Source organism: Streptomyces sp. Q6, from assembly GCF_036967205.1.
GTDB classification, from domain to species: Bacteria; Actinomycetota; Actinomycetes; order Streptomycetales; family Streptomycetaceae; genus Streptomyces; species Streptomyces citrinus.
Genome location: NZ_CP146022.1, coordinates 4836738 through 4853775, shown reverse-complemented (window position 1 = coordinate 4853775; position 17038 = coordinate 4836738). Strand labels below are relative to the sequence as shown.

Below are 17038 nucleotides of genomic sequence, written 5' to 3'. Positions count from 1 at the left end.
CATCCTGGAAAACATGACGACGACCTCCGACACGACCCCGGGCAGGTTGCTCCAACTCCTCTCGCTCCTCCAGACGCCGCGGGAATGGCCGGGCGGCGAACTCGCCGACCGGCTCGGTGTCTCGCGCCGCACGGTCCGCAGGGACATCGACCGCCTGCGTGACCTGGGCTATCCCGTGCAGGCCACGCTGGGCACCGACGGCGGCTACCGCCTCGTCGCGGGCAAGGCACTGCCGCCGCTCGTCCTGGACGACGAGGAGGCGGTCGCGATCGCGGTGGGGCTGCGCGCCGGGGCCGGGCACGCGGTCGAGGGCGTGGAGGAGGCGTCGCTGCGGGCCCTGACCAAGCTGGAGCAGGTCCTGCCGTCGCGCCTGCGCCACCGCGTCGCGACGCTTCAGGCCGCGACGATCCCGCTGACGTCGGGCGACGGCGCCACGATCGCGACGGAGACGCTCACCGTGATCGCGTCCGCCACGGCGGGCACGGAGCGGCTGCGCTTCCACTACCAGGCCGCCGACGGCGCGGCCACGCGCCGCCTGGTGGAGCCGTGCCGGCTGGTGTCGACGGGGCGCCGCTGGTACCTCGTCGCGTACGACATCGATCGCGACGACTGGCGCACGTTCCGGGTCGACCGGGTGTCGGAGCCGTTCGCGACGGGGGCGCGGTTCGCGCCGCGAGAGGTGCCGGGCGGGGACGCGGCGGAGTACGTGCGGCACGCGGTGGCCACGCGGGGCGCGGCGACGTACGAGATGGACGTGGAGTTCGCGGCGCCGGTCGACGAGGTCACCGCGCGGGTGCCGGCGGTGGTGGGGGTCCCGGTGGCCCTGCCGTCGGGCGACGGCTGCCGGCTCCGGGCGACGGTGTCCCAGCCGGTGGAGTGGACGGCGGTCCGCCTGGCGATGACGGGCCTCGACTTCCGCGTGCGCGGTCCCGAGGAACTGGTCGTGGCGGTGCGGGAGCTGGGGGCGCGCCTGTCGGCGGCGGCGACGACGCGGGCGTAGAGCGGGCGTCCCGTCGCCGGGCCGGGTGGGTGGTCGCTCGCGCCCGTGAAACGCGAGCGCCGCGCCCCTGAAGGCTCAGCGGCGGGGCCGCAGGCTTTCAGGGGCGCGGCGAACCGCGCGCGGACGGACCACCGGCCCGCGGCCGCGAACGCGCAGGACCGGGGCGGACGCCGGGGCGCAGAACACCCCGGCCCTCTACCGCCCGGTCCGAGCCGGTCAGGCAGCCGCGTCGAAGCCCGTGTCCCGCGCCAGCTTCTTCAGCTCGAGGAGCGCGTGCTTCTCGATCTGCCGGATCCGCTCGCGGGTCAGACCGTGCTCCTTGCCGACCTCCGTGAGCGTCCGCTCCCGGCCGTCGACGATGCCGTAGCGCATCTTGATGATGGAGGCGGTGCGCTGGTCGAGCCGGCCGATCAGATCGTCCAGCTCCTCGCTGCGCAGCAGCGTCAGGACGGACTGCTCCGGGGACACCGCCGACGTGTCCTCCAGGAGGTCGCCGAACTGGGTGTCGCCGTCGTCGTCCACCGACATGTTCAGCGAGACCGGGTCACGGGCCCAGTCCAGGACGTCGACGACACGCTCCGGCGTCGTCTTGTCGAGCTGGGCGGCGATCTCCGCGGGCTCCGGGTCCCGCCCGTTCTCCCGGTTGAACTCGCGCTGGACGCGGCGGATGCGGCCCAGCTCCTCCACCAGGTGGACGGGGAGCCGGATGGTGCGGGACTGGTCGGCTATGGAGCGGGTGATGGCCTGGCGGATCCACCAGGTCGCGTACGTGGAGAACTTGAAGCCCTTGCGGTAGTCGAACTTCTCGACGGCGCGCACCAGGCCCGCGTTCCCCTCCTGGATCAGGTCGAGCAGGGGGAGGCCGGCGCGCGGGTAGCGGCGGGCGACCGCCACGACCAGGCGCAGGTTGGACTTGATGAAGATGTCCTTGGCCTTCTCGGACGCCTCGACCAGCGCTTCCAGCTCCTCGCGGGTCGCCTGACCCGCCGCGGTGCTGTCGGACACCTCACCGTCGAGGATCTGCCGGGCGTACACGCCCGCCTCGATGGTCTGGGACAGCTCGACTTCCTTGGCGGCGTCGAGCAGCGGTGTGCGCGCGATCTCGTCGAGGTACATGCCGACCAGGTCGCGGTCGGCGATCTCCCCGCCTACGGCGCGAACACTGCGTGCCGCGACAGTCTCGCCGGAGGTGGCGGACTTACGACGGGCTACGGCACGGGTTGCCATGCGTGCTCCCTTGCGGTGGTAGGTCGGCTCGTACACCCTCTCGGGTGCCCTGCTTCCGAAGGAAACAACGACTGGAATCCGGACAGAATTCCCAAGCCGCCCCATCTTTTTTGTGATCATGCAGTACCCTGTCGCGCCACGCCGCGCGAAGAAGGGGGACAGGATGCCGTCGGAGTTCACTGCGGTGCAGGTCAGGCCGGGAGTCGAGGGGGACCTCGTCGCACTCACGGACCTCTACAACCACTACGTCCGTGAGACGCCGATCACTTTCGACACGGCCGTCTTCACTCCCGAAGAGCGACGTCCTTGGCTGCTCTCCCATCCGGAAGACGGCCGGCACCGCCTCCTGGTTGCGCAGGAACGCGAGGACGGGACGTCCGGCCCGATCCTCGGGTACGCCACGTCCAGCCCGTTCCGCGCGAAGGCGGCGTACGACACGTCGGTCGAGGTCACCGTCTACTGCGCGCCCGGCGCGGGTGGGCGCGGTATCGGCACGCTCCTCTACAAGGCGCTCTTCGAGGCGCTCGCCGACGAGGACATCCACCGCGCCTACGCCGGCGTCACCCAGCCCAACGAGGCCTCCGTCCGCCTGCACGAACGCTTCGGCTTCAGCCACGTCGGCACGTACAGGGAAGTCGGCAGGAAGTTCGGGTCGTACTGGGACGTCGCCTGGTACGAGAAGTCCCTCGGCCAGGACGGTCCCGGCCGCGCAGCCGTCCAGTACCCCTAGGACCGCTCGGTACTCCGCTCAGCCGAACTGCACCGAGCGCTTGGCGAGCCCCATCCAGAACCCGTCGATCACCGACCGCTGGTTGTCCAGCTCACCGGCGGCGTCCGCCGCGCCCATCGTGACGAACAGCGGGGCGAAGTGCTCCGTGCGCGGGTGGGCGAGGGCGCCCGCCGGGGACTTGTGCGTGAAGTCGAGCAGTCCGTCCACGTCGCCCGCGTCCAGCGCCCGGTGTCCCCAGTCGTCGAACTCCGCCGACCACGCCGGGATGCCGCCCTGCCGGAGCGCGGCGAGGTTGTGCGTGAAGAAGCCGGAGCCGACGATCAGGACGCCCTCGTCCCGCAGCGGTGCGAGGCGGCGCCCGATGTCCATCAGCTTCTGCGGGTCGAGCGTCGGCATGGAGACCTGGAGGACCGGGATGTCGGCGCCCGGGTACATCTCGACGAGGGGGACGTACGCGCCGTGGTCGAGGCCGCGGTCCGGCACGTCCTGCACCGGCACGCCCGGGGCGCGCAGCAGCTTGCGTACGGAATCGGCGAGCTCGGGCGCGCCCGGGGCGGCGTACGTCACCTGGTAGTAGTGCTCGGGGAAGCCCCAGAAGTCGTAGACGAGCGGGATCGTGCGGGTGGCGCCGAGGGCGAGCGGGGCCTCCTCCCAGTGCGCGGAGACCATCAGGATCGCCTTCGGCCGGGGCAGGTCGGCGGACCAGGCGGCGAGCTGGCCGGGCCACAGGGCGTCGTCGGCGAGCGGCGGGGCACCGTGGGAGAGGTAGAGCGCGGGCATGCGCTCCGGCGCGGGTGCGGTGGACACGGTGACCAGCCTCCTTGAAGTTTCAAGTGTAAGTACTGACGAACGTACAACCGGTTTGTTTAATATTCAAGGAGGAGGTCTTTACGATGGTTGCCATGGAGCCCGAACACACCCCCGACGAGCCGCACTGGCTCACCGACGACGAGCAGCTGACCTGGCGCGCGTACCTCCACGCCACCACGCTGCTGGAGGATCACCTCGACCGCCAGTTGCAGCGCGACGCGAAGATGCCGCACGTCTACTTCGGGCTCCTGGTCGCACTCAGCGAGGCGCCGCGGCGGCGGCTGCGGATGACGGAGCTGGCGATCAACGCGAAGATCACCCGTTCCCGGCTGTCGCACGCGATCGCGCGCCTGGAGAAGAGCGGCTGGGTGCGGCGCGAGGACTGCCCCTCGGACAAGCGCGGGCAGTTCGCGGTCCTGACCGACGCCGGCCTCGACGTCCTGAAGCGGTCCGCGCCCGGCCATGTCACGGCCGTCCGCCAGGCCCTGTTCGACCGGCTCACCCCGGAACAGCAGAAGTCCCTCGGCGAGATCATGCGGATCGTCGCCGAGGGACTTCAGCCCAAGGAGGCCGGGGCGGACCTCCCCTGGCTCAGGTGAGAGCGGGGGCACGGCCGCCGTCACGGCCGTGCGCCGGATCAGTGCGCGATCACCGGGATCGGCACCTCGTCCTCGACACCCTCGGTGCTGCCGGACGCGGCGGCCGGACCGGAGCCCGGGACGCCGGTGTTGATGAGCGCGAACGCGATCGTCGCCGAGACGGCGAGGATGCCGACCGCCCACCAGATGGCGTGCGTGTAGCCGTCCACCATGGCCTGCGCCTGGAGCAGCTGCTGGTTCACGCTGCCGCCCGCGTGGTCCACCAGGTACGCGGTCGTGGCCGAGGCCGCGATCGTGTTCAGGAGGGCCGTGCCGATGGCGCCGCCGACCTGCTGCGAGGTGTTGACCATCGCGGAGGCGACACCCGCGTCCCGCGCCTCGACACCGATCGTGGCGAGCGACATGGCGGGCATGAACGCCGTACCCATGCCGAGGCCGAGCAGCAGCTGGGCGGGCAGGATCAGACCGGCGTACGAGGAGTCCACCTGGAGCTGCGTGAGGATCAGCATGCCGAAGGCGGCGAGCAGGAAGCCCGGACCCATCAGGAGGCGCGGGGGGACCCGCGTCATCAGGCGGGCGCCGATCTGGGTCGAGCCCGTGATCATGCCCGCGATCATCGGCAGGAACGCGAAGCCGGTCTTGACCGGCGAGAAGCCCTTCACGATCTGCAGGTAGTAGGTCAGGAAGAGGAACAGGCCGAACATGCTGATCACGGCGAGGCCGAGCGAGGCGTAGACACCGCCGCGGTTGCGGTCGGCGACGACGCGCAGCGGCAGCAGCGGGTGCTTCACCTTGGCCTCGGTGGCGACGAAGGCGAGGAGCAGGACCGCGGACGCGACGAACATGCCGATGGTGGTCGGGTCCGACCAGCCCTCGGACTCGGCGCGCGTGAAGCCGTAGACCAGGGAGACCAGGCCGAGGGTGGAGAGGACGACGCCGGGGATGTCGAGCGGCGAGCGGTTGCGGCCGCCGGCCGGCTCACGGATGACGAAGTACGCACCGGCGGCGGCGATGATCGCGAACGGGATGTTCACGAAGAACGTCCAGCGCCAGTTCAGGTACTCGGTGAGGAAACCGCCGAGGATCAGGCCCACGGCGCCACCGCCACCGGCGATCGCACCGTAGATGCCGAACGCCTTCGCGCGCTCCTTGGCGTCGGTGAACATGACGGCCAGCAGCGAGAGGGCGGCCGGGGCGAGCAGCGCCCCGAAGAGGCCCTGGAGCGCACGGGCGCCGAACATCATGGCCTCGTTCTGCGCGGCGCCGCCGAGCGCCGAGGCGAAGGCGAAGCCGAGCAGGCCGGTCACGAAGGTCTGCTTGCGGCCCCACAGGTCGGCGATGCGTCCGCCGAACAGGAGCAGGCCGCCGAAGGCGAGCGCGTAGGCCGTGATGACCCACTGCTTGTTGCCGTCGGAGATGCCGAGGTCGGTCTGGGCGGCGGGCAGGGCGATGTTCACGATGGTGGCGTCGAGGACGACCATCAGCTGAGCGAGCGCGATGAAGACCAGGGCCTTCCAGCGGCGCGCGTCGCCGTCGAGAGAAGCCGTTTCCGGCAAGGGGGTACCCACAGCGGGACTCCAAGTCGTGGTTAAGCGTGAGAAATCGGTTCTGTATGGATCCGCACGGACGCCGCGGGTGCGCCGCGTCGCGTGTTCCATGTCGTGGTCGTGCGAGGTCGGGGTCGTACGAGGTCGAGGTCGTCGTACGGGTTCGTGGTCGTACGAGGAGGTCGAGGTCGTACGAGGCGTGGTGGTACGAGGGCGGGGCCTCAGTCCTGGCGGAGGTCCTCCAAGGTCGCGGCCTCGCCCGGGAGTTCCGAGCGGGCGGGTGTCATCAGGCCGTCGAGGAACAGCTGGAGATGACGGTGTACGAAGCGGTCGAAGTCCAGGCACGCGGTGCCGGGCAGCGGCCGGGTGAGCTGGGAGAGGGCGACCATCAGGTCCCCGACGCCGACGTCGGTGCGCAGCTGGCCCGCCGTACGGGCCCGTCCGATGAGCTCCTCGATGCCGGCGGTGAGCCGGTCGAGCGCGGCGACGACGTCCGGGTGGTCCTTGTCGAAGGTGGCGTTCAGCATCGGGCAGAGCGCGCCGATGCGCTCGTCGGCGGCCAGGTGCACGAAGGTGCGCAGCGCCTCGAACGCGGTCTTCTCGCCGGCTTCCTCGGCGGCGAGCGCCTGCTCCGCGTGCTCGGTGACGTGATCGGTGACCGTGAGAACGACGTGGTGCATCAGTTCGCCGCGGTCCTTGAAGTTCCGGTACAGCGTGGCGTTGCCGACGCCGGCCCGGCGGGCGACCTCGTCGAGCGGGAGGTCGGTCCCGTGCTCGACGAGCAGCTCGCGTGCCGCCGCCACGATCCGCTCCCGGTTGCGCACGGCGTCGGCCCGCGGACGCGGGGCACGGCACTGCGGCTGCTCGGTGGCGGTGGCGGTGACCACGGCGGTCTCCTTCGGTCTCGGTTCACTGGGGTGCCGGCGCGTAACCGGGGAGCGAGTCCCCGCTTCACGCGGACACACGACTAAACGGGGAGAACGTCCCCGGTTATTTCCCGGCGCGCATGTGACCTGGCTCACACCCCCCGTGCGGCAGAAACCCACGATCGGCGCACCCAGCGCGCGGCCCGCCGCACCTCGACACAGGGTGATCGAAAAGGAGCCGAGCGTGAGGCGGGTCGAATGCGGCAGCAGCGGATACGCAGGGGCCGACGGGGCGCGATGCTCGCCGGAGCCACGGCGGTGGCCCTCGCGCTGACCATGACGGCGAGCACCGGCCGCCTCCTCGACGGCTCGACGAGCGCGGCGGGCCCCGTGGCCCAGGCGCGGGCGACGTCGCTCGGGCCCTGCATGATCCGCGGCGCGCTCGGCGTGCAGATGTCGGAGGGCGTGCCCACCTCTCCCGGCTACGCCCGGTCCACCGGCACCGTCCGCGCCCTGAACCTCATGATCGACTTCCCGGACGCGCCCGGTGAGGGCACGGCGATGGACCGGCTCGGCGAGTTCTTCCCGAAGACCCAGAAGTGGTTCGAGACCGGCTCGTACGGGCGCCTCGACTACCGGCCCGAGGCTCCCGTCCAGCACTGGCTGCGGATGCCGAAGCCGTTCGCCGCGTACGGGATAGAGCGCGGCGCCCCCTTCGAGCCCGGCTACCGCGAACTGGTCGACGACATCGTGGCGGCGGCCGACCAGGACGTGGACTTCCGCCAGTACGACCTGGTGAACATCCTGACCACGCCGAACGCGGGGCCGTCCGCCCTGGACACCGTGCTGTCCGTGACGTTCGCCGGGAACCACGAGGCGCCGGTCGCCGACGGCGCCCCGCTGTCGAACGTGTCGTTCGTGTACTCCCGCCAGGACGACGGCTCCGGCAGCTACGCGGAGACCGGCTACCGGGTCCTTCCGCACGAGAACGGGCACGTCTTCGGGCTGCCCGACCTCTACACCCAGGACGGCGGCGGGGCCGTCGGGCACTGGGACATCATGAGCGAGGACTGGGGTGTCGGGAACGACCTCCTCGGCTGGCACAAGTGGAAGCTGGGCTGGCTCGACGACTCCCAGATCGGCTGCGCCGCGCAGCCCGGCACCACCGAGCACCTGCTGACGCCGCTCGGGCGGGCCGGCGGGACGAAGATGGCGTTCGTGCCGCTGACCGAGAAGACCGGGTACGCGATCGAGGTGCGGACGCAGGAGGGCAACGACGAGGCGGTGTGCCGGCCCGGCGTGCTCGTCTACAAGGTCGACGCGGACGTGGACACCGGGCACGGCCCCGTCACCGTGGAGGACTCCACGCCGGACAGCGGCGGGTGCACGCGGCGGCCCAACGTGCACGCGGAGCTCTCCGACGCGCCGTTCCGCCCCGGGGAGGTCTTCCGGGACCGGAAGTCGGGCGTGCGGATCTCCGTGGGCGGGGCGGACTCGTCCGGGAACTACCGGGTGTACGTCACCCGCCGCTGAGGTCTTCGGGCTCCGCTCTCAATCGCCGGAGGGGCTCGGCCGAGGTCGCGCTCGCGTCACCGATGCGCGCACGTCCCGCTTGAGGACCTTCCCCGTCGCGTTGCGGGGGAGCTCCGTCTCCTGGAGGAGTACGTGGGCCGGGACCTTGAAGGCCGCCAGGGTCTTCGCCGCGAACGCGCGGACCGCCTCCGCGGTGAGGTCCGAGCCGGGGCGGGTGCGGATCAGGGCCGCCACCTCCTCGCCGAGCTCCGGGTGCGGGACGCCCACGACCGCGGCCTCCAGGACGTCCGGGTGGTCGTGGAGGCAGGACTCGACCTCGACGCAGTAGACGTTCTCGCCGCCCCTGATCACCATGTCCTTGATCCGGTCCACGACGCTGATCCGGCCGTCCGCCGAGGTCGCGAGATCGCCGGTGCGGAACCAGCCGTCCGGGGTGAACGCCGCCTCGGTCGCCGCCGGGTCCCGCCAGTAGCCGCGCACCAGGCACTGGCCGCGCAGCCACAGCTCGCCGATCTCCCCGTCGGGCAGGGGCGTGCCGTCCGGCCCGGCGATCCGGGTCTCCACGGCGGGCGCGGGCCGCCCCACGCTCGCGGGCCAACGGCGGTACTGGTCGCCGAAGTTGGCGGTGACGCCGCCGAGGGTCTCGGTCAGCCCGTAGCCGTTGCGGGGTTCGATGCGTTCGCCGTAGTGGTCGGTGAGCCGGCCGACGAGGTGGGCGGGGGCCGCGGCCCCGCCGGTGTTGAACATGGTCAACGTCGGTAGCGGATCCCCCAACTCCGCTGCCCTGGCCAACAGTTGCAGCGCGGTGGTCGGCACGCCGCCGAAGGCGGCGACACCGTGGTCACGGATCGCGGCGAGCGCCGCGTCCGGGTCCCACTTGCGCAGCAGTACGAGAGTGCCGCCCGCCGCCATGGCCCCGTAGAACCCGGTGAACGCGGCGACGTGGAAGAAGGGGAACGTGAGCAGCCCGACCGGCACCGGCCCCTGCCCGGGGATCTGGCCGCGCCCGAGACTGGAAAGCGCCGCGAAATAGCGGGGGTTGGCGATGGCGCCCATGTGGGCGTGGTGGGTGGCGACGGCACCCTTGGGCCGGCCCGTGGTCCCCGACGTGTAGAGGATCGTGGCGTCCCAGTCCGGCTGCACGTCGATGTCGGGCGGCCCGAGCTGCGGATCGGCGGGCGGCAGATCCACGTACCGCTCGACGCGCGCCCCACCCACGCTCCGCCCCCCGTCATGAAACACGAGCGTCCAGGGCCGCCGCCCTCCCTCTCCTCCCCGGCCCGCGGCATCGAGCCACGGGGCGACGCGCTCGTAGCGCTCACCGTCGACGAGCAGCACGCCGGGCTCGCAGTCGTCGAGGGCGTACGCGAACTCGTCGGCGGTCCACCACGAGTTCAGCGGCACGGCCACCAGACCCGCCAACTGCGCGGCCCAGAAGGCGACTTGCCATTCGGGGTGATTACGCATGGCGATGACGGCACGATCCCCCGGCCGCAGCCCGTAGCCACCCTCCCCCGGGTCGAGGAAACGCCGGGCGAGGGCGCAGGCCGCCGCGAAGAACTCGCCGTACGTCAGCCGTCCGGTCTCGGCGATCAGGAACGGCGTGTCACCGAACGCCCACGTCGTCTCGGCGAACTCCCGCAGCGTGCGCGGCCCTTCGGCGTACGCGAGGCCCCCGTCCTCACCCCGCTCGACGGCGAAGGGTGCACCCGGCGCGGTGAGCAACGCTTCCAGAGAGTCCATTGTGGGACGGTACGTCCGCGCAGCGGGTCCCCGTCAAGATACGTGCGGGCCACACCCCGCCCCGGGCCGACAGCCGCCGGCCCCGCCCCACGATCGCGCCGACCGCCCGCTCACCGCCCACCCGCTCACGCACGGTGCCGCCACGACCGCGAAGGGGCAGAAGTCTCACCCGACCTGCACGGAGGCACCCTCGGCAGGGGGCCACGCCCACCCGCTACACTGGCGCCGGTGTACAGCCGTCAACGGCGGCACACCGCGTCTGGCCTCCGTAGCTCAGGGGATAGAGCACAGCTCTCCTAAAGCTGGTGTCGCAGGTTCGAATCCTGCCGGGGGCACGTTCGTGATCAGGGGAAAGGCCCCGGAAACCGCAGGTCAAGCGGGGTCCGGGGTCTTTCTGTCTCCGCTTTGGGTACAGTCTCGGCACTGTGTCGCACATTCTCGATACACCCCTAGTACAGGGGCGCGGCTCCTAAATGACTCCTAAATGATCAAGCCGTCGTTGCAGGTCACGACACCCACAAAGCGTCCGGCCCCCCTCGCGGCATGAGGGGGGCCGGACTTGTGCGTCGTCGGCTGACCGGGCCACCAGTGGCGGACGACGCACGATCTTGGGGTGTTCCGCCGGGTACGACTTCCCACCATGTCTAACGGATGCCTTGGTTCCGAGTCATTCACCCTTTCGAGCGAACAAGCTTTCGAATTACAGAGACTACCCGTAGCTCTGCGGCGTCGTGGCATATGCCGCAGAGCTGTGCGTGCACTCTTCACGTTTTTCACCCGCCGGGCACGGCGACAGTGGCGCGAAGCCAGGGCTGGCGGCCGGTACTTACCCTCCCCTCTGTCGGCATATGCCGACAGTGTGCATCGTGCACTCGTTCTTGCATTCCGATCACGCCCCGTGTGAACCCCTCGCCGTACAGCGCGCTGTTCACTCCGCGATGTAGGCATACTCCTACAGACATTCGATCATGCACCCACAACGGTGGACAGAGTGCCGTCCGCCTACCCTCCGCCCGACTGGGTCCTCGCCCGTCGCCGGGCCGTGGGCGCCCGCATCCGTGCTCGGCGCCGAGAGGCCGGCATGACGCAGGAGATGGTCGCGCTCAACTCCGGAGTGGACCGGCCCTCGATCGTGAACATCGAGGCGGGGAAACAGAGCCCGTCCGTCGACACCCTGATCCGGATTGCTGCCGCGCTCGGCTGCGACCTCAGCGATCTTGTCTGATGTGGGCGGCGGGCCCGATTGCCGTCGACCGCCGCCCGCCCGCCGTCGTACGGGGTCCCGGTACGACGGCGGGGGCTCATGTCACCAGTGCGTGCCGCGGCGCCAGCCGTCGATGACCGGGCCCGAGTACGCGTGCTTGTGCTGGCCGCCGTGCCCCTTCGGCAGGGTGCAGCGGTAGACCTGGTTGGGGTGCCAGGCCCGGCACTCCGGGACCGTCTCGCTACGGGGCCGCGTGTTCACGGTCACCGCCCTTCACGGCCGGCGCCTCGGTCGCCTTCACGACGCACTCGTCGTGCAGTTCGATGTGCACGCGACTGGCGATGACCGGCGGCCGCGGTACGTACTGTGTCGTCGGCTGGCCGGGGAGCAGCTCGCGCGCGCAGTAGCTACAGCGACGGGCGGTCTCCGCTCTCACGACCGCACCTCGCGCCACGTCTCCGACAGGGCGCGCCTCGTCGGGCAGGCTCGCCAGTTCGCTGCGCAGCGGACGCACGAGGTGATGTGCGCCAGGAGCGCGCGGTACGCCAGGCTTGCCGCCGTATCTGCCACTGCCACTGCGCCGGGTGGCTCGGTATTGTCGGCCATGTCGACTCCATCCAGTCGGCCAACCCCGGGACCGTTTGCGCGGTCGCCGGGGTGCGCCATTTCCTGCGGCGCTTCAGCTCTCACCGGTAGCGTTGTGCATACGGACAGCGATCACTAGGACCGGGCTGTCCACACCCGTCCACAGCTGAGTGGACAGTGGACACTCCGAAGACGGAGGCACCGTGACGGAGTCCTTCGCTGAAGCTCTGCGCCGGTGGCGCGGCGAGCGCAGCCTGCGCGATGTCGCCGACCTCGCCTCGTGCAGCAAGAGCCTCATCTCCTACCTGGAGAAGGGCATACGCCAGCCCACCGCGCAGATCGCCCGCGCCCTCGATGACGCCCTCCGCGCGGGCGGGGAGCTGTCGGCGCTCGCTGGTGTCAGGACGGGCCAGTCACCCATCGAGCAGGCCGACGCCTTACAGGCCGGACTGCACGAGGTCCTCGCCGCAGGGCCGCTCGGCGACAGCAGCCTGGACGAGATCGACTGGACGATCGCCCGGCACGGCCGCGCCACCCGCTACCGGCCCGAGGCCGTGCACTTCCCCGAACTGCTCGCCGACTTCCAGGACTTACGCGTCCTGCTCACCCACCGGCACCCGCCAGCGGTCCGCCGTCGCCTCCTCGTCGGCGCGGCCCGCATGTCCGGCCTCACCGCCCTGACCCTCCTGAAGCTCGGGGACGACCGGGCCGCCTCCTGGTGGCGTACCGCGCGCACGGCGGCCGCATCCGCCGAGGACCGGACCACCCTGTCGTGGGCGTACGCACATGAGGCGTACCAGCTGTACTACACCGGCGACCTGTACGGCGCCGTCGAGTTGGCGATGCGCGCACAGCAGGTGGCGGGCGGCCTGCCGTGCGTCGGCCCGGCCCTTGCCGCTCCCCTTGAGGCCCGCGCCCATGCGCGGCTCGGCGACGGAGAGTCGGCTGCGCGCGCCCTCGTCTCCGCGGAGACTGCGCTCGGCCGGCTTCCCGAGGACGAGCAGATCGGCAGCGCGTTCGGGTACAACGAGTCCCAACTCCGCTTCCACGCGGGGAATGCGCTGACGCATCTCGGGGAGACAGGCCGTGCCCGGGAGGAACTCTCCCGTGCCGCCGAGCTGTACCCGACGGCGGAGCGGATGGACCGGGCTCTCGTCGCGCTCGACACCGCCATGTGCACGGTGATGGACGGCGATCCGGCCAACGCTGCCGACCAGGTCACGCGCACCCTGGTGGGCCTGCACCAGGAACATCGCACCGCACTGATCATCTACCGCGCGCAGCAGGTCGCCGATACCGTGCCTCCCGGTGCACATGGGGTGCATGAGGTGCGGGCGCTGCGCGAGATTCTCGCGCTGCCCCCAGGCGAGATGGAGCGCACGCGTGGAGATCAGCACGGCGACAGCGGCTGACACAGACGTCCTGTCGGTGATCCTCGGGGAGATCGAGGAGTACTACGGCGGCGAGTACACGCTCGGAGACCCTGACCAGATACGGGCCGCGCTCTTCAGCGAGCAGCCCGTCGCGACGGTGCTCCTCGCCCGCGACGGTGACGAGGTGCTCGGCATGGCGTCGTACTCGCGGCTGTGGCCCGCGGCCGGTGCCGACACCTCGCTGTACCTGAAGGAGTTGTTCGTGCGGGAGTCGGCACGGCGCCGCGGCGTGGCCCGCGCTCTGATGTCCGCGCTCCGCGAGGAAGCCGTGCGTCTCGGCTGCTCGCGTGTCGAGTGGACGGCCGACACCGACAACCCGCCCGCGCTGGCCCTGTACGAGGCGCTCGGCGTCCAGCCGCACCAGGGCAAGGTCTTCTACCGGGCATGACGAAAGGGCCCCGCCCTCCCGAAGGAGAGCGGGGCCCTGGTCAGTTGCTGAGATCGTGCATGTACGCGCGCGCCTCGTCGGGTACCGGCTGCGGCGGCGGTGGCGGTTCGAGCTGCGCCTGGCGCATGTAGGCGACGAGCGAGCGCGCCCACCCGGCGATGTACCGCAGCGCGAAGTCTTGCGCGGTGATCCTCGCGCGGTCGGCCTCAGCCTGTAGACGATCCTGTTCGGCGTCGCGCTCCAGGCGCGCGATGTGCTCGCCGAGCTTGTCGGTGACGGCAGTGAAGTCGTCTCGCCGTTCGGCGCCGCGCGGGCGGCGGGGCTGGCGCCGGCCGATGACCGCGGTGAGGATGCCGCCCGCCGCGGTGACGAGGGCGACGGCGAGGGCGCTCAGCGCAGTCAGCATCTCAGGTCTCACGCTGGGGCTCCTGTCGTGCAGGCTCGTCCCAGCCGATGGCCACGAGGCACACTGCGCCGAACGCGCCGAAGATCATGGCGATGATCCAGCCGCGGCTGAACTCGCCGAGTGGCCACCAAGAGACGAGGTAGGCCATGGCCCACGGGGTGGCGATCAGCCACACCGCGAGGAACCCGGGCCAGTCCCTGCGCGCAGGGAGCCATGCGGACGCCAGGGCGATGACCCCGGCGGCCACCCACGCCCACCCCCAGAACTCCAGAGGGCGCAGCTTCAGCAGCAGTGTCAGACCGTTGGAGTTGCCCGTGGGCTGGCTCGTCTGCCCGTATCCGTAGAGCACGGCCATGGTTCCCTTGAGGGTCAGCAGGGCGCCGCGGCGGCCCAGGCGCCGGGTGAGCTGCTGGACCGCCGGTCTCATCAGACGTCCGAGCGCGGAGTGTGCGGTGCCGCCCATCCGGCGATCCACGACGCGGCGGCCGGGACCAGGGCGAGGACGAACGGCTCCAGGGCGTCGGGCATGCCGGAGACGAGGGACGGGTTGTCGGTGACGGCGCCGAGGATCGCGAGCCCGGCGAGGCTCGCGAGGTAGGCAAGGGCGCTGGACGCCGTGACCTTCTTCTCGATCGGGGCGGAGGGGCTGGCCATGGTCGACCTCACTTCTTGGGGAGCTTGAGCGTCTGGCCGACGGAGATTTCGTCGGCATTCTTCAGGGAGTTGAGAGTGGCGATGTCGCGCCACCGGGCGGCGCTGCCGAGCTTGGCCGCGGCGATCGAGGAGAGGGTGTCGCCCGCGCGCACGGTGTAGGTGGTGCTCGGCTTGAGCCGGTCGCGGACGAGGCCGCGCAGCCAGGCCATGCCGAACCCGCGCGGGTCGACCTTCCCGGGCTGCCACTCCAGATGGCCGATGACGGAACGTTCCGACCAGCCGTGGTGGCGGCAGATCGCGGCGGCCACGCGCTCGATCGCCTCGATCTGCGCAGCGGGCCACGGGTCGCGGCCGTCGCCGAGGTTCTCGCACTCGAAGCCGTAGAAGCGGGCGTTGCCGTCGGTGTTCGCCTCGTTGTCGGCGGGCAGCGCGCGCTCGTCGATGACGGCCTGGAGGACGTCGTCGTCGCCGAGGCCTGCGTGGTTGGCGCGGCCGTAGCCGACGAGGTGGACGGTGCCGTTCTTGGCGATGACGCCGTGGCACAGCGGGCCGGGCAGGTCGGCGTGCCCGTCGCGGCAGATCCGCACCGTGGCCGCGGTGCCCGAGGTGACGGTGTGGTGGATCATCACGCCGTTCACGGGGCCCCAGGCGCCTTTGTGGTTGCGGTTGTGGTGGCGCCAGTCGCCGACCTCAACCACGGTCAGGCCCTCGGCCTTCAGTGCGGCGAGGAACTCGGCGGCGGTCATGGGTGGTGCCACGGTCAGATCCCTTCGGGGGTGATGGCGAGCTTGAACTCGGCGAGGGTGATGCGGACGTTCTTCGGCGCGGTGTGTCCGGCGAGCAGTGCCACCGGCGTGCCGACGGTGACGAACATCTGGTGCGTCTTGTGGAAGCACTGGATGCCGGGGCTGGGGGCGCGATGCTCGGTCGCGGTGGAGTCCGGGCCGCCCGCCAGGGAGAGCGGGTCGCGGACGTAGCGGTCGCGCAGCTCGTCGTAGTCGCCGGACTCCCAGTAGATGAGCGACGTGAGCGTGGCCCAGCCGCCGATGGTGGGCCAGATCAGCCCGGACCGGTCGTCGCGCTGCCAGTCGCGCACCTCGTAGCCGAGCGGGTCGACGGGGTCGTGCATGCCGTGCGGGTCGTAGGACTCGGCGCCCGCCGCATACGGGAACCGGACGATCGAGTAGGTGCCGCCGGGCGCGATGGCCTGCGGGGTGTCGGTCTTCAGCGAGCAGACGTACACGTTCGTCACGAGGCCTCCAGGAACGACGAACGCCCCGGCCATCAGGCGCGGGGCGGCGGGGTGTTGGGCAGATCAGGCGGCAGCCTCGTACCGGCCGGACGCGTAGAGGATGTCGCTGGCTGCCCAGACGAACGGGGCGGTGCTGTCCCAGATCGGAGCGTTGGCCGCGACGAGGCCGGTGCCGAGCTGGTCGACGAACGTCTTCACACAGCCGCTGTTGAGCGTGCTGTAGATGGCCGTTCCGGCGTAGTGCAGGGAGGCGCTGTTGTCGAACGCATCGGCCTGTACGATGCGCTGGCTGAAACCGGCGGCGGGCGCTGCGGGAAGTCCGAACCACCAGTTCTCACTGGACCCGCCGCCGCCGGCCGCCGAGGTCGACCCCCATGTCAGCTGAAGGACCCAGTCGACGGTGCGTCCGGTCTTGAGGTACCGGCCGGTCAATGATCCGTTCCCGAGCGTGGGGGCCGCGCCGCCGTCGGCTCCCCAACTGGGCGTGTACGTCGACCAGGCGCCGAAGAACGAGTTGAACTGATCTCTGATCTCGGTGTTGAACATGGCCGCGGTGGCTACCTCACCGGACGTCCAGGTGCGGGGTGAGAACGTCACTTCAGCACCTGCCCTACCCTGCTCGGCTCGGTCGGCGGGATCGGGGCATCGGTGGGCCGGTCCGGGTTGGCCGGATCGTTGGGATGCCACCAGAACCGCCGATTCGGGCGGGGCTGTTTGAGCAGCTGCGCCTCGATCGCGGCGACCTCGTCGGCGGTGGGCACGATGATCGACACCCAGCCGTAGCCGCAGGTGACGCAGGCCCAGCGTGGGTCGGCTGGGGAGATGATGTCGGCGCTGCCACACACGCACTGCACGAGCCAGCGGTTGGAGTCGACGCGGGCGTACAGGGCAGGCTCTCCATCGAGGACGCCGTCCGGCATGGTGACGCGTCGGCTCAGCCGGTACTCGGTCCAGACGAAGACCAGCTCTGCGGGCAGGGTGTCAGCCCACGCGTCGGCAGGCATGGGCGGCGGCGGCACGTAGTAGTTCTCGGCGCGCACAACGGCGATGGCCACAGGCTG

The 17038-nt window shown here is 71.0% G+C and carries 21 protein-coding genes and 1 tRNA gene; 8 read left to right on the top strand and 14 right to left on the bottom strand.

The features are described 5' to 3' along the window. Positions 1–13: 13 nt before the first annotated feature. Positions 14–1000 carry a YafY family protein gene (locus V2W30_RS22815; protein WP_338699242.1) on the top strand — a complete coding sequence of 329 codons (987 nt, stop codon included), beginning with the start codon at positions 14–16 and terminating at the stop codon, positions 998–1000. 216 nt (positions 1001–1216) lie between these two features. Here V2W30_RS22815 and V2W30_RS22810 read toward each other — a convergent pair whose 3' ends face one another. After that, positions 1217–2227: a sigma-70 family RNA polymerase sigma factor gene (locus tag V2W30_RS22810; RefSeq protein WP_338699240.1), complete on the bottom strand. Its 1011-nt coding sequence runs from the start codon at positions 2225–2227 to the stop codon at positions 1217–1219. A gap of 163 nt (positions 2228–2390) precedes the next feature. On the opposite strand from V2W30_RS22810, the gene V2W30_RS22805 reads away from it, so the two are divergent. Next, the gene (locus V2W30_RS22805) at positions 2391–2957 is read left to right on the top strand and encodes an N-acetyltransferase family protein (protein ID WP_338699238.1); all 567 of its coding nucleotides are present in this window, start codon (positions 2391–2393) and stop codon (positions 2955–2957) included. A gap of 18 nt (positions 2958–2975) precedes the next feature. Here the strand turns inward: V2W30_RS22805 and V2W30_RS22800 are convergent, their stop codons facing one another. Beyond that, positions 2976–3737, bottom strand: coding sequence for a class III extradiol ring-cleavage dioxygenase (locus V2W30_RS22800; protein WP_338703725.1), 762 nt, complete (start codon positions 3735–3737; stop codon positions 2976–2978). 122 nt (positions 3738–3859) lie between these two features. Here V2W30_RS22800 and V2W30_RS22795 point away from each other — a divergent pair, with 122 nt between their 5' ends. Next, entirely contained in the window at positions 3860–4366 is a 507-nt protein-coding gene (locus V2W30_RS22795) for a MarR family winged helix-turn-helix transcriptional regulator (RefSeq protein ID WP_338699236.1), read from the top strand. Between the two features lie 38 nt (positions 4367–4404). On the opposite strand, the gene V2W30_RS22790 is transcribed toward V2W30_RS22795, so the two are convergent. Beyond that, positions 4405–5934 carry an MFS transporter gene (locus tag V2W30_RS22790; RefSeq protein ID WP_338699234.1) on the bottom strand — a complete coding sequence of 510 codons (1530 nt, stop codon included), beginning with the start codon at positions 5932–5934 and terminating at the stop codon, positions 4405–4407. Between the two features lie 200 nt (positions 5935–6134). Next, positions 6135–6800, bottom strand: coding sequence for a TetR/AcrR family transcriptional regulator (locus V2W30_RS22785; protein WP_338699233.1), 666 nt, complete (start codon positions 6798–6800; stop codon positions 6135–6137). Between the two features lie 237 nt (positions 6801–7037). Here V2W30_RS22785 and V2W30_RS22780 point away from each other — a divergent pair, with 237 nt between their 5' ends. Beyond that, entirely contained in the window at positions 7038–8312 is a 1275-nt protein-coding gene (locus tag V2W30_RS22780; RefSeq protein WP_338699232.1) for a M6 family metalloprotease domain-containing protein, read from the top strand. Positions 8313–8330: 18 nt separating this feature from the next. Here the strand turns inward: V2W30_RS22780 and V2W30_RS22775 are convergent, their stop codons facing one another. Next, a complete protein-coding gene (locus tag V2W30_RS22775) occupies positions 8331–10055 on the bottom strand; it encodes a class I adenylate-forming enzyme family protein (protein ID WP_338699231.1) in 1725 nt (574 codons plus the stop codon). 262 nt (positions 10056–10317) lie between these two features. Between V2W30_RS22775 and V2W30_RS22770 the strand changes: the two genes are divergently transcribed. Both V2W30_RS22770 and V2W30_RS22765 read left to right on the top strand, forming a co-directional pair. Continuing rightward, a tRNA-Arg gene (locus V2W30_RS22770) sits at positions 10318–10390 on the top strand. A gap of 656 nt (positions 10391–11046) precedes the next feature. Beyond that, complete coding sequence (locus tag V2W30_RS22765; RefSeq protein WP_338699230.1) at positions 11047–11280, top strand: helix-turn-helix transcriptional regulator; 234 nt, start codon at positions 11047–11049, stop codon at positions 11278–11280. Between the two features lie 81 nt (positions 11281–11361). Here the strand turns inward: V2W30_RS22765 and V2W30_RS22760 are convergent, their stop codons facing one another. Both V2W30_RS22760 and V2W30_RS22755 read right to left on the bottom strand, forming a co-directional pair. After that, positions 11362–11520, bottom strand: a complete 159-nt coding sequence (locus V2W30_RS22760; protein ID WP_338699228.1) for a hypothetical protein — start codon at positions 11518–11520, stop codon at positions 11362–11364. Then, positions 11501–11695 (bottom strand): hypothetical protein, encoded by a 195-nt coding sequence (locus V2W30_RS22755; protein WP_338699226.1) that lies wholly within the window; start codon positions 11693–11695, stop codon positions 11501–11503. Before V2W30_RS22755 ends, V2W30_RS22760 begins: the two co-directional genes overlap by 20 nt. 352 nt (positions 11696–12047) lie before the next feature. Here V2W30_RS22755 and V2W30_RS22750 point away from each other — a divergent pair, with 352 nt between their 5' ends. Both V2W30_RS22750 and V2W30_RS22745 read left to right on the top strand, forming a co-directional pair. Continuing rightward, entirely contained in the window at positions 12048–13256 is a 1209-nt protein-coding gene (locus tag V2W30_RS22750) for a helix-turn-helix transcriptional regulator (protein ID WP_338699224.1), read from the top strand. Further along, positions 13228–13665, top strand: a complete 438-nt coding sequence (locus tag V2W30_RS22745; RefSeq protein WP_338699222.1) for a GNAT family N-acetyltransferase — start codon at positions 13228–13230, stop codon at positions 13663–13665. Before V2W30_RS22750 ends, V2W30_RS22745 begins: the two co-directional genes overlap by 29 nt. Before the next feature lie 40 nt (positions 13666–13705). On the opposite strand, the gene V2W30_RS22740 is transcribed toward V2W30_RS22745, so the two are convergent. Genes V2W30_RS22740 through V2W30_RS22705 form a run of 7 tightly spaced genes read right to left on the bottom strand, consistent with a single transcriptional unit; the run spans position 13706 to position 17032 of the window. After that, positions 13706–14071: a hypothetical protein gene (locus tag V2W30_RS22740; protein WP_338699220.1), complete on the bottom strand. Its 366-nt coding sequence runs from the start codon at positions 14069–14071 to the stop codon at positions 13706–13708. 1 nt (position 14072) lies between these two features. Beyond that, positions 14073–14498 carry a hypothetical protein gene (locus tag V2W30_RS22735; protein WP_338699218.1) on the bottom strand — a complete coding sequence of 142 codons (426 nt, stop codon included), beginning with the start codon at positions 14496–14498 and terminating at the stop codon, positions 14073–14075. Next, positions 14498–14725, bottom strand: a complete 228-nt coding sequence (locus tag V2W30_RS22730) for a holin (protein ID WP_338699216.1) — start codon at positions 14723–14725, stop codon at positions 14498–14500. Before V2W30_RS22730 ends, V2W30_RS22735 begins: the two co-directional genes overlap by 1 nt. Positions 14726–14733: 8 nt before the next feature. Next, positions 14734–15471, bottom strand: coding sequence for a LysM peptidoglycan-binding domain-containing protein (locus tag V2W30_RS22720; protein ID WP_425244692.1), 738 nt, complete (start codon positions 15469–15471; stop codon positions 14734–14736). A gap of 14 nt (positions 15472–15485) precedes the next feature. Next, positions 15486–16010: a hypothetical protein gene (locus V2W30_RS22715; RefSeq protein WP_425244584.1), complete on the bottom strand. Its 525-nt coding sequence runs from the start codon at positions 16008–16010 to the stop codon at positions 15486–15488. A gap of 30 nt (positions 16011–16040) precedes the next feature. Further along, positions 16041–16574 carry a hypothetical protein gene (locus V2W30_RS22710; RefSeq protein ID WP_338699212.1) on the bottom strand — a complete coding sequence of 178 codons (534 nt, stop codon included), beginning with the start codon at positions 16572–16574 and terminating at the stop codon, positions 16041–16043. Then, entirely contained in the window at positions 16571–17032 is a 462-nt protein-coding gene (locus V2W30_RS22705) for a hypothetical protein (protein WP_338699211.1), read from the bottom strand. Before V2W30_RS22705 ends, V2W30_RS22710 begins: the two co-directional genes overlap by 4 nt. Between the last annotated feature and the right edge of the window lie 6 nt (positions 17033–17038).